The sequence below is a fragment of the Vibrio sp. Hal054 genome (assembly GCF_037162405.1).
In the GTDB taxonomy this organism is placed as follows: Bacteria; Pseudomonadota; Gammaproteobacteria; order Enterobacterales; family Vibrionaceae; genus Vibrio; species Vibrio diazotrophicus.
In genome coordinates, this window is the sequence record NZ_JARLUT010000001.1 from 1018258 (window position 1) to 1030471 (window position 12214).

The 12214-nt window shown below is 42.7% G+C and carries 11 protein-coding genes; 6 read left to right on the top strand and 5 right to left on the bottom strand.

The window, feature by feature from the left end; translation table 11 throughout:
* The first annotated feature begins 455 nt into the window (after window positions 1-455).
* The 4 genes from P4S58_RS04660 to P4S58_RS04675 all read left to right on the top strand — a co-directional run bounded on the left by P4S58_RS04660 (window position 456) and on the right by P4S58_RS04675 (window position 3623).
* A complete protein-coding gene (locus P4S58_RS04660) occupies window positions 456-1226 on the top strand; it encodes an ABC transporter ATP-binding protein (RefSeq protein ID WP_042486672.1) in 771 nt (256 codons plus the stop codon).
* 83 nt (window positions 1227-1309) lie between these two features.
* On the top strand, window positions 1310-2086 hold the full coding sequence (locus tag P4S58_RS04665) for an ABC transporter substrate-binding protein (RefSeq protein ID WP_042486669.1): 777 nt from the start codon (window positions 1310-1312) through the stop codon (window positions 2084-2086).
* 125 nt (window positions 2087-2211) lie between these two features.
* On the top strand, window positions 2212-2943 hold the full coding sequence (locus tag P4S58_RS04670) for an ABC transporter permease (protein WP_042486666.1): 732 nt from the start codon (window positions 2212-2214) through the stop codon (window positions 2941-2943).
* Window positions 2944-2945: 2 nt separating this feature from the next.
* A complete protein-coding gene (locus tag P4S58_RS04675) occupies window positions 2946-3623 on the top strand; it encodes an ABC transporter permease (RefSeq protein ID WP_042486663.1) in 678 nt (225 codons plus the stop codon).
* Between the two features lie 97 nt (window positions 3624-3720).
* Here P4S58_RS04675 and xthA read toward each other — a convergent pair whose 3' ends face one another.
* Window positions 3721-4527, bottom strand: coding sequence for an exodeoxyribonuclease III (gene xthA / locus P4S58_RS04680; RefSeq protein ID WP_102968150.1), 807 nt, complete (start codon window positions 4525-4527; stop codon window positions 3721-3723).
* A 251-nt stretch (window positions 4528-4778) separates the two neighbouring features.
* Here xthA and P4S58_RS04685 point away from each other — a divergent pair, with 251 nt between their 5' ends.
* Entirely contained in the window at window positions 4779-6899 is a 2121-nt protein-coding gene (locus P4S58_RS04685; protein ID WP_102968151.1) for a methyl-accepting chemotaxis protein, read from the top strand.
* Between the two features lie 41 nt (window positions 6900-6940).
* Here the strand turns inward: P4S58_RS04685 and rsmS are convergent, their stop codons facing one another.
* The 4 genes from rsmS to dinG form a co-directional block, all read right to left on the bottom strand.
* On the bottom strand, window positions 6941-7111 hold the full coding sequence (gene rsmS / locus P4S58_RS04690) for a pleiotropic regulatory protein RsmS (RefSeq protein WP_102968152.1): 171 nt from the start codon (window positions 7109-7111) through the stop codon (window positions 6941-6943).
* Window positions 7112-7660 carry a primosomal replication protein gene (locus tag P4S58_RS04695; RefSeq protein ID WP_102965554.1) on the bottom strand — a complete coding sequence of 183 codons (549 nt, stop codon included), beginning with the start codon at window positions 7658-7660 and terminating at the stop codon, window positions 7112-7114.
* Entirely contained in the window at window positions 7657-8436 is a 780-nt protein-coding gene (locus tag P4S58_RS04700) for a TSUP family transporter (protein WP_102968175.1), read from the bottom strand. The genes P4S58_RS04695 and P4S58_RS04700 overlap by 4 nt, the downstream gene beginning before the upstream one ends.
* A gap of 198 nt (window positions 8437-8634) precedes the next feature.
* Window positions 8635-10737, bottom strand: coding sequence for an ATP-dependent DNA helicase DinG (dinG, locus tag P4S58_RS04705; protein ID WP_337163030.1), 2103 nt, complete (start codon window positions 10735-10737; stop codon window positions 8635-8637).
* A 483-nt stretch (window positions 10738-11220) separates the two neighbouring features.
* Between dinG and P4S58_RS04710 the strand changes: the two genes are divergently transcribed.
* Complete coding sequence (locus tag P4S58_RS04710; RefSeq protein WP_102968154.1) at window positions 11221-12210, top strand: porin; 990 nt, start codon at window positions 11221-11223, stop codon at window positions 12208-12210.
* The last annotated feature ends 4 nt before the right edge of the window (window positions 12211-12214 follow it).

The window sequence follows — 12214 nt, forward strand, 5'->3', positions numbered from 1 at the left end:
GTGGCGAGTTTAACGTGCTAACCCTTTATAGTGATTGATCTTGATCACTTTAGTTTGGGAAATGAAAGAAAACTACATCGTCATAATAAAATCAGGCAGATAGTGGTTTTTATGGTTGAAATTAATTTTCAAAGTGTGATGTTTATTACCCCTTTTGAACTTGCCAAAACGTGAAAACCTATGCGTGGTGGTTATGATTCAAAATTTGCTATAAGTCTTGCTTTTAGCATTTTTGTTAAATTGGCTTGGTTGTGTTAAATAGGGGGAGAGTGTTTTAATATGCGTGCTTTGAAGAAGAAATAGCCATTTTATGAATTAATACTCACATAAAATAACTAAATATTTCATTTTTGTAGGTTAATAATTTGTTGCATGTTATAGCGTCGAGTGATACTTTGTAGCGAAATTGAGCTGGAATGCTCTGCAGTGTCATAAAATACAGGGAGTTAAAGCGCATGAATGAAGTACCAGCGCTCGATATAAAACAACTGCACAAAACATTTGGCCAGAATGAAGTTCTGAAAGGCATTTCACTTCAAGCACATAAAGGGGATGTTATCTCTATTATAGGCTCCTCCGGTTCTGGCAAAAGTACCTTTCTACGTTGCATCAATTTACTCGAAACACCGACAGATGGCGAAATCTGGGTTAATGGTGAATTGATTCAAATGAAAAAGAACCGTCAAGGTGTCTCTCTTCCTGCCAATGAAAAACAAGTGCAGCGTATCCGTTCGCGCTTAGCTATGGTTTTTCAAGGATTCAACCTCTGGTCACACATGACAGTGCTGGAAAACGTGATTGAAGCACCTGTTCACGTTTTAGGTGTTCCTAAAGCTCAAGCAATAGAAAATGCTGAACTACTATTGAAGAAAGTGGGTCTTTACGAGCGAAAAGATTACTACCCTGGGCACCTCTCTGGAGGTCAGCAACAACGCGCTGCAATTGCAAGAGCTCTCGCTGTTGAACCAGAAGTATTATTGTTTGACGAGCCAACATCCGCTCTTGACCCCGAGTTAGTGGGTGAAGTGCTGGGAGTTATGCGCTCGTTAGCTGAAGAAGGGCGAACCATGTTAGTGGTTACTCATGAAATGGCTTTTGCTCGTGACGTTTCTAATCATGTATTGTTTTTGCATCAAGGAGTGGTGGAAGAGCAAGGTGATCCTAAAAAGCTGTTTAGTAATCCGGATTCAGAGCGTCTTAAGCAGTTTATCTCTTCAATCTATTAATATCTTTCGGCCCTTCAGTTTCTTAAAGATGGGCTGAGAAAACTAAAGTAAAAATAAAACACAACAATCACAGGAGTATGGAAATGAAAAAGTGGTTATTAGTTGCGGCAATAGCTGCTACAGCTGCGACCGGTGTTGCCCAAGCGAAAGAGTGGAAAACTGTACGCTTCGGTATTGAAGGCGCTTACCCTCCGTTTAGCTGGACAGAATCAGATGGTTCTCTGAAAGGCTTTGACGTTGATATGGCGAACGCGCTTTGTGAAGAGATGGCAGTAAAATGCCAAATCGTTGCTCAAGACTGGGATGGTATTATTCCTTCTCTACTTGCTCGTAAATACGACGCAATCATCGCAGCGATGTCTATCACTGAAGAGCGCAAGAAGAAAGTCGATTTCACTAGTAAATATGCACTGATTCCTAACAAATTTATCGCTAAGAAAGGCGCGGGTTTAGATTTCTCTAAAGAAGGTCTTAAAGGCGTTAAAATTGGTGTGCAACGTGCAACCACTCACGACAAGTACCTGACTGACAACTACGGTGATTCTGTAGAAATCGTTCGTTACGGTTCGTTCGATGAAGCTTACCTTGATCTTGCAAATGGTCGTATTGCTTCTGTTCTAGGTGATGCGTCTGCACTAGAAGATGGCGTACTAAACAAACCAGGTGGCGAAGGCTATGAATTCGTTGGTCCTTCGTTGACTGATCCTAAATGGTTCGGTGACGGTTTTGGTATTGCAGTTCGTAAACAAGATAAAGACCTGACTGAAAAGCTAAATGGCGCTATCGCTTCACTTCGTGAAAAAGGCGTTTATCAACAAATCGCTGCCAAATACTTCAAATACGACGTATACGGCGATTAATAAGCCTCAAATGTCTCTGTCGTGCTGAACGACAGAGACGTAACAATAATAAAGGCATTCTTGGTTGTTGGTTCCTAGTTCGTAGCAGTACCCAGCAGCCAAGCTTTAAGGACTAGGAAGTTTTTATGCTGGATCTACAGGGATATGAAGCCTCTATCGCAAAGGGGGCTGTACTCACCATTGAAGTTGCAATACTTTCACTATTGTTAGCCGTTGTGCTTGGCATGTTAGGCGCTCTAGCGAAGTTATCTCCTTACGCTTGGGCTAAAGGTATCGCGACTCTTTACACCACCATTATTCGTGGCATCCCAGACCTTGTTCTGATGATGCTGATTTTCTTCGGTGGCCAAATCTTATTAAATAACAGTCTTTACTCAATCAACGAATCTCTAAATAACTGGCTTGGTACTGCCGATGAATGGGTTCAGTATGTGCCTGATTACATCGATGTGAGCCCATTTATTGCTGGTGTATTAACGATAGGGTTTATCTTTGGTGCATACATGGCAGAAACCTTTCGCGGCGCAATCATGGCGGTGGATAAAGGCGAAATGGAGGCGGCTAAAGCTTATGGTATGAGCGCTGTATTGTCGTTCAGACGCATACTTCTACCGCAAATGATTCGTCACGCGCTACCGGGGTTTGGTAACAACTGGCTGGTACTGCTGAAAACGACTGCGCTGGTTTCTATCATCGGTTTAGAAGATATGGTTCGCATGAGTTCATTGGCTGCTGGTTCGACGAAAATGCCATTTACCTTCTACATGACGGTTGCAGTCATATTCCTTGTTTTTACCAGCATTTCGACCGGCCTGCTTAAGCTAGTTGAGCGTAAATTTAGTATTCATACGAGGTAGATATGGACTTTTCACTGATTATTGAAAGCCTTCCAATTTACTTTCAAGGCTTATGGACAACAGTATGGTTAGTGTCTCTCTCTCTGATCATCGGTATATGTATTGCAATTCCTTTAGCTATCGCACGTAACAGTAAAAACTATGCGCTGAATTTGCCTTCTTGGGGCTACATCTATTTCTTCCGAGGTACGCCATTACTGGTGCAGCTATATCTGATTTACTACGGTATGGATCAGTTTTTCCCTGTAAAAGGAACCCTTTGGGAAAATGCGTGGTTCTGTGCTTTGGTGGCGTTTATTCTCAACACTTCTGCCTACACCGCAGAGATTGTGCGTGGTGCAATTAATGGCTTGCCAAAAGGTGAAGTGGAAGCGGCTAAAGCTTATGGTATGAGTGTATTCCAAACTTATCGCCGAATTATTCTGCCAAGTGCGCTTCGTCGTGCATTACCAGCTTACAGTAACGAAGTGATTTTCATGATTCACGGCAGTGCAGTGGCAGGTATCGTTACCATTATGGATTTAACAGGTGCTGCACGTTTGGTGAATTCACGTTATTACGCACCATTTGAATCATTCTTAACGGCTGGTCTGTTCTATATGAGCTTAACCTTCATTGTACTTTGGTGCTTTAAAGGTGCAGAGAAACGTTTCTTGCGCTATTTGCGTCCACTTAGCTAATAATTCTGAACAACCACATCTGCGGTTTAGGTATGAAATAAAAAAAGCCCCTGAGTAGGGGCTTTATCATATTAAGAAAGAGACATAACTGGGATGGCTAGTTGAATACCGACCAGATAGGTGCGTGGTCAGAAGGTTTGTCGATGCCGCGAAGTTCATAGTCGATATCCGCCTCAACACATTTTTGAGCCAGCGATGGCGTAGCCAAAATGACATCAATACGCAGACCTCGGTTGTCATCAAAGCCACGAGAACGGTAATCAAACCACGAGAACTTATCATTAACGCTTGGGTGAAGTTTACGGAATGTGTCTTCGAAGCCCCAATCGGTGAGTGTTTTTAGCCACTCGCGTTCTTCTGGTTGGAATGAACATTTACCGGTTTGTAGCCAACGCTTGCGATTTGCCTCGCCAATGCCGATATCTGAATCGATTGGGCTGATGTTAATGTCACCCATAACAATAAGCTGTTCATCACTACTGTGGTGCTCAGTTAAATACGTCATTAAATCTTTATAAAACTGGCGCTTGTATGGGTATTTAATTTCATGTCCGATATTGTCGCCTTGCGGGAAGTAGCCGTTAAGAACAGTCACTTTTTCGCCGTTGTCATCCAAGAATGTCGCCATGATCATACGCTTTTGATGATCTTCGTTGTCGGTAGGAAAACCTTTCTTAACTTCAATAGGTTCTTTCTTGCAGAGCATAGCCACACCGTAATGTGCCTTTTGCCCGTGAAAATAGACGTGATAACCCATGGCTTCGACATCTTCGATAGGGAACGCTTCATCGTGAACTTTGATTTCTTGTAAGCCGATAACATCAGGCTGATGTTTATCAATCAGTGCTTTGAGTTGGTGAAGCCTTGCTCGTAACCCATTGATGTTAAAGCTGATAACTTTCATTGGTTAGTCCTTAATTTGATGTTTATTAAGTCGTTACTAATTGAATTGATTACATAAAAAGGTAACAACGAACGAGAGTGATGTTACCACTTAGCTTGAACAGAACAAACCGAAGAACTCGCTCAAACTGATTGTGTCCGAAAATGGTGAGTTTTGTGTCAGATTTGTATTGATATATCGATAGATTGTGGTCTAATTTCGAGTTATCTCATTCGATTATATGAGTTTAAACGCTAGCATAAGGATGTTGTATGCGAACATTATCAGTCCAGTGGAAAATTACACTGTTGGCAGGTTTTTGCCTGCTCGTAACCTCGTTATCTCTTATCGGGTTCTCGGTTTACAATGCTGTGACTAATCAGCAGGTCATTAAAAATCAGAGCGCTGAATCCGTTATCAATAAGTCTCAACAATTACTTAAAACCCGCGCACAGTTAAATTCTACTGAAATATCGGAATATCTCAGTGAAGCGATTTATCGCGCAGAAATGCTCTCTTCAACGGCTTTGTTCCTAAAGAAAAACTCGGAAGACAACTTCGGTGAAAGTGAAGCGCTGCGTACAGCGCTTAACGAAATGGTTCGCAAATCCGTACTAGATTTCCCAACCATCGAAGGCGCTTACCTAGTATTCAAACCTAACGCTCTCGATTCTGAAGACAGTAATTATGTGAATGCCGATTATGTTGGTTCCAACGATATCGGACGTTTTGCTCCATATTGGCGATCTGCCGATGATGGCCAGAATGCAGTAAATGAAGTTTTAACTGAGAAACAGCTGTCTGATAACGAAAATAGCGAGCGTTTTGCCTGCCCGATTAATGACGGAAACGCTTGTGTCACTTCACCACGATTAATTAGCCAAGGAACAGAGCAGTTTTTGGCGACTTCTATTTCAGTTCCAATCGTGGTTGATGAGGAAGTAATTGGCTTTTACGGAATCGATTTAAAATTAGATACTTTATTAGTTATCGCGAAAGACTCTGATAGCAGCCTATTTAATGGTGAAGGCAAAATTTTCATTATTAGTTTGGATGGAACGCTTATCGCCAGCGATGATCAAGCTCTGACTATTGGACAACCATTTGGCGGCTCAAGTGTTTCTAAAGACAAGGTTTCAAGTCTGCTATCTGGTAAAAAAGTCGAATCATTGTGGAGTGAAGACGGGCAGTGGATGACGGTGTTTGCACCGATTACCGTTGCTAATCAGACTTGGGGCGTGATATTCGAGATGCCCCGTAGTAGCGTACTTAAAGATGCAGACGAACTCGATAAAGTTATTACCGCACAAGTAGAAAGTGGCGTAAAAGTAGAGCTGCTTGCCGGGTTATTGTTTGCTGTTCTGGGGTTAACGGTGATTGCTTACACAGCGTCACGCATAGTAAAACCAATTCGTGAAGTCGTCGTGCGTTTGAATGACATTGCTGATGGCGAGGGCGACTTAACTCAGCGTTTAGATGTTCAATCGCAAGATGAAATCGGTCAGCTGGCTCATGGATTCAATAAGTTTCTAGACAAACTCCAATCCACCATAAAGCAAGTGATTGAAACCACACATTCTGTTGCGGACACCACTGAGCAAGCAAAGATCACCGCTGGTGAGACAAGACGTAGCAGTGAAGCGCAGTTTAAAGAAGTCGACCTTGTTGCGACCGCTTCTGAAGAGATGACGCAAACAGCGAGCTTAGTTGTCCACAATGCAGAAAATGCGGTGCATGCAGCAGAGCAAGCAAATGAGTCCGCCCGTATCGGTCAGGAAGTGATTAAAACTTCGGAAGCTGAGATGCTTAACTTGGTCAGTACCATGAACCGCGCCGTGCCTATTGTTGAAGATCTCGCGCGTAACAACGTCAATATCACCGATATTCTTGAGGTGATTGAAGGCATTTCAGAACAGACGAACTTACTCGCACTCAATGCTGCTATTGAAGCGGCTAGGGCAGGAGAGCAAGGAAGAGGCTTTGCAGTGGTTGCAGATGAAGTTCGCAACCTTGCTAGTCGCACACAGGCGTCGGTTGGTGAAATCCGAACAGTGATTGAGAAAGTTGAAAAAGGCACCCGTGATGTGGTGAACGCTATTCAAGAAGGCAACAGTTTGGCGAATGGAACGGCGTCGCATGTACAGCAAGCAGTGTCTGAACTGAATAAGATTTTCGATGCCATCTCAGCGATTAACGATATGAACTCTCAAATTGTTAAAGCCGCAGAAGAACAGCAAACAGTTTCCGCTGAAGTGAATCAAAACGTAGCGAATATTCGGGATCTGAGTGCCCAGATACTAGAGCAAGCTGGGGAATCTGAAGCCGTGGGTGCAGAAATTAGCTCGCTTTCAAAACAGCAGCAAGCACTGGTGAATCAGTTTAAAGTGAGTTGATGGCTTCTAAGTGGTTTATTTAAATAAAAAAAGAGCGCTAGTTAAGCGCTCTTTTCCTTTTCTAACTTAGCTTGAAAATCGGACTTTACGATTTCTAACGCAGCGAGAGCAACTTTGGTGTCGACGTTATTGGATTCCAGAAGATAAATAAGATCAACGGCAAGCTTGATTTCATCGGGTGCATTTTCTAAAGAGGATCTGGTGTCGTTCATTTATTGATTCTTCTCTCTAAAGGTAATCTGTTTTTCAATTTTTGTTTTCGCTTCCTGACATCGTTTAAGCCTCTGTTCCGCTGCGAGCAACGCTTGCTGAGCACTTGTTTTATCAGCTCCAAACGTGCCTTCAACTGCCATTTGCTTATCTTGAACAAGAAGCATCAGTCTTCGTTCCCAGTCTTGGTGCTGTGCAAGATCTTGATACAAATCGCTGATTGGCTTCCTTGTGTCTCTGTAATGTTTTGGTTCTTTCTTGCGAATAGCCTGGGTCGACATTTCGCGCTGAATCGCGCCAATCTGCGCAAGCAGACGTTCTGTAAGATACTCTGCCCGAGGTTGAGTCAGCTTTCCCGCTTTTTGCTCTCGGAGAATGGCATTCAATGTGCTCTCTGTTTCTATAACACACGGAGTCAAAAGCTTACCGTGACAGTGGAACAAGGTGTCATCAAACAAAGGGCGGTAGTGTTCACCTCGAGTTCGGTCAATCAGTGCAGCAGTTGATTTAAGTTCTTCAATGATCGAATTTAATCTGGATAAGTCTTTCATAGCGTCACAAACCAAGCGTCATAAGCAAGTTTTACCGCAAGTATACTGACTACGGTGACAAATACAGGGCGAATAAATTTAGCACCGAAGCGAATAGCGGAATGCGCACCGACAAAAGCGCCGGCCATTAAACAAATACCCATGGTTAAACCGAGTACCCAGTCAATATGGCCTAAAATCGCGAAGGTGATCAACGACGTCAGGTTGCTGGTGAAATTCATTGCTTTGGCTAAGCCTGATGCCAGCAGGATGTTTAAACGATAAAGCGCCATGGAGCTCACTGTCCAGAATGCCCCTGTTCCTGGGCCAGCTAGGCCATCGTAAAACCCTAAGCCAAAACCTTGTAGATATTGCTTAGTATTGAATTTCTTACATCCGGCAGGCATTTCATTTTGTACCGTTGTAGGGGCTTTGTGCCAAACGGTATAAATTGCAGCAGCAAGAATGATTAACGGGAGCACTTTTTGTAACCAGTCGGTGCTGATAGCATCAACGACAAGGGTACCCACAGTTGCACCGATTAGAGTCATCACGAACGCTCGCAGCCAGTACTTCGGCTTAAAGAGCTTCTTTCGGTAATAAGTAAATGCAGCAGTGGAGGATGCAAAAGTCGCAGCAAGTTTATTTGTACCCAGCGCAATATGTGGAGGCAGCCCTAAAGAAAGCAATGTAGGGACAGTCAGCATGCCACCACCGCCGGCGACAGCGTCTATAAATCCAGCAATAAAAGCTACTAAAGCCAACACGACCAACATGGTTGGTTCGACAAATTCAATCAAAAATACGTTCCTGATTTCTATTTTTTAAGTGATAAGTAGGGGAGGATCAACCCAAACTATTGGGGCTGCAGTCAAGCAGCAAGCGAATGAGACCTCATGAACATAGTTAACTTTTTCTTTAATGATAGTGATTGGCGCAAATGAACAGCATCAACTCCCTTGCAGTATCAAACAGCAAGGGAACTAGCACGTTTATTAATATTCGATGGTTCGCTTAAACGGAGGAAGGGAGTCTAACAGCGCCTTTCCGTAACGTTTTGATACCACTCTGCGATCAAGTATCACGACTCTACCAGAATCCTGCTCTTTACGCAGCAAACGTCCTACAGATTGAATCAGCTTTTTACTTGCTTCTGGTACCGATATTTGTAAAAACGGATTACCGCCACGATGTTCAATATACTCAGCATGCGCTTGCTCAACAGGTGAGGTTGGGACAGCAAACGGTATCTTGGTAATAATCAGGTTTTCTAATAAGTCTCCTGGTAAGTCTAATCCTTCCGAAAAACTTCCTGTACCAAATAGCACGCTTGTTTTTCCGCACTGAACGAGCATTTTATGTTTTTTTAGAATTTCTCCGCGAGATTTTTCACCTTGAATCTGAAGCGTCCAACCCTTTTGAGTGATAGTTGACGACAACTTTTCCGCGACTTCTTTCATCTGCCAATAAGAAGCAAACAAGACAAGGTTGGCTTTATCAGCAACAAGATACTCTTTTACCTTATCGGCGAGATAAGGAGTAAAATCTCTCGCTGGTGGTTCAAGTTTCATTGCAGGAACCAACAGTTCTCCCTGCTCTATATAGTTAAACGGTGACGCCAGTGAAAGAAATTGAACACCATCTTCAGGTTTTTCACTGATGCCTGCTTGGCGGCAGAAAAAACTGAACGAGTTGAGAGCCCGTAATGTCGCGGATACCAGAATAGCACCGATACAACGGCTCCAAATTTGTTGATCTAGCTGCCAACCGATTTCTAAAGGAGAAACGTGAACGGTAAAGTCGCCTTCACGTTCAGTATGGGTTTGTAGCCAACGAGCGAGCGGAGCGCCTTTTTCTCGTTTAGGTTCAGCCATTAGGTTCCATACTTGGTATAAATTGTCTAAACGTTGAATATAGAAACCCAGCTCAGTCAGCGTAGGCTCAGCTAAGCGAGAAGCCAGTTCTCCTTCCTTTACTTTTTCTGCTATCAAATCTGCAATTTTCGCAACACTTTGATTAGCCTTCTGGCTCTGGCGTTTTAGATGCTTTGATTCTTCTTCCAGCCACTGAGGCAAATCGCCGTGCTCAAAGCGATAAATGTTTTCTTCAAAAGAAGCGGGATCAAAGCGCTGGGTCAGTTGGCTTAATCCCGGAATTAACTCTTGGATTGCGGTTTGTGCTTCATCTAAAAAGCGCGATGCCCGTTTTGCTTCAGCGAGATTGCTCAATTTAGGTAAAGAGCGGTTGAGACTTTCAAGCCAGGAGGCTGCCCCTTTTAACGAAGTAGCGGCTGAAGCGTGATCCCTAGCAACATGAGGAAGGTGGTGTGCTTCGTCGAAGATATAAATTGTATTTTCAGGCTCAGGTAAGATAACACCGCCACCCAATTCGGCATCTGCCATCACTAAACTGTGGTTTGCAATAATCACATCCGCTTTATCGAGTTCTGAACGTGCTTTTTGGAATGGACAGTGTCTGTGTGCCGGAAAGCTGCCATTACAGCTGTGTTTGTCGCTGACAATAGAATTCCAGATTTCATCGCTGATCATTTTAGGCCAGGAATCTCTGTCTCCGTCCCACTTTCCTCTATTAAAGGAGTCAAACATGGTCTCTAACATGTTGATGTCAGCAGCCTTGGGCTTGGTTTCAAACATTGCGAGTTGAGCACCATCTGCGCCTGAAGCTGCAGCCAATTTTTCCGCACAACAATAGCGTTGGCGACCTTTAGCAATAATAAAAGTAAAAGTTTGATCAGTGATTCGTCTATATAGTGGCAAATCTTTATGAATCAGCTGCTCTTGCAATGCAACCGTGGCGGTGGATACCACAACTTTACGATTATTGGAGATCGCGACAGGAATCACTCCCATTAGATAGGCGAGTGATTTACCAATTCCGGTGCCAGCTTCGGCTACCATCATTCGGGTCGACTTGTGATAACTGCCACACAATGTCTTTGCAATTTCTGCAACAAGAAAGTTTTGTGCTCGGCGAGGAACGAAATTATCGAGCTGATTTTGCAGGTTTTGGTAACTACTGCGGATCGATTGTTGGATTTTTTTGTAAGCATAACGAGCCCTGCGTGACCGGAATCGCATGTTAGCACAGTTTACAAATCCTACGTAGCTCACGAATTTGCATCATTTTAAAAGGAATATAGATCTCCTTCACAAAAAAAAACTGAACCTTCAGGAACTTAAATTTAATTTACAAAATAAAAAATATAAAACTTAACAATATTGATAACGAGTTTATTTAATTCTAATTAATTGGTTTTTAAATGCATTTTTTAGAATTAAATTCCAATCTAGCTATTTGTGAAACGTTTACATTTTTATGAATATTTCAATACATCTTGTTCGATAAATGTTCATTTTTTATATTAAGTTAATGATTTAAAATGATTTTATTTATTTTTATGCGACCAATTTAGAGTATTTGACACGCAGGATATTCTTTTGCAATCTAAACCTCGAAATTTAGTGGAGGTAGGAACTAACCGAAGAGTTGGTCACTACCATCAAAAATAAAAGGGAACCGGACAAGGATTTCCCACACTTAAGAAAAGGCAGTGGATTATTATGAAAAAGACTCTATTAGCATTAGCAGTTGCAGCGGTATCTACTTCTGCGCTTGCAGCAGGCAATATCTACGATGACGGTACTACTTCGTTCAACGTTAAAGGTGAAATCGATACTTACCTAAGTACTGCTGACGTAAAAACAACTAAAGCTGGTGTAACAACTAAAGAAAGTGCTGATCCTGATGTTAATCTATGGGCAAAAATCCAAATCGATGCAAAACATAAGCTGAACGATAGTGTAACTGCATTCGGTTCTTTCGAAATCGAAAACGGCAACGGTTTCGATAGTTGGTCTGGCTTAACTTCTGACTCAAATACTACGAAGACAGATGACCTTTACTTTGGTTTCAATTTTGGTGAAAACTTCGGTATCGCTATGGGTGAAATCGGTGACTTCGGTGATTCACTAGACGCAATCACAATCGATAACACTAACGAAGGTATCGGTTACATGGATGACTTCGCAAAATCTCTTGAGTCTGCAGGTCATGCAGTTTCAGCGAAGTACACAACTGGCGGCCTTAAGCTAATTGCTGATACTTACCTAACTTCTGATGAAGATGAAGACGTGGCATACGGTGCATCTGCTCAGTACGCATTTAGCGAAATGTTCACTCTAGGGGCGACTTACCAAGATCAAGGAAATCGCGGTTCTGAAATCATGGGTGTAGCAGCACGTATGAACATCGCTGGCTTCGGTGCAGCAGTGAACTACGTATTAGAAGACAAAGTCAGTGGTGAAGAGTACAGTGTCGTTTCAACTGCTCTAGATTACCAAATTGACAAAGTGCGTCTTTACACTTCATTAGGCTTCGCTGAAGATGACAACAGCGACAAAGAAATCACTTACTTCACTGTCGGTGCAGACTACGCAGTTTCTAGCAACATCTCAGCGTTCATTGAATACTCTGATGCTGAACAAGAAACAGACAGCAACAACAAAGTTGAAGGTAACGGTGCTGTTGCAGGTTTCTACTACACATTCTAATCAC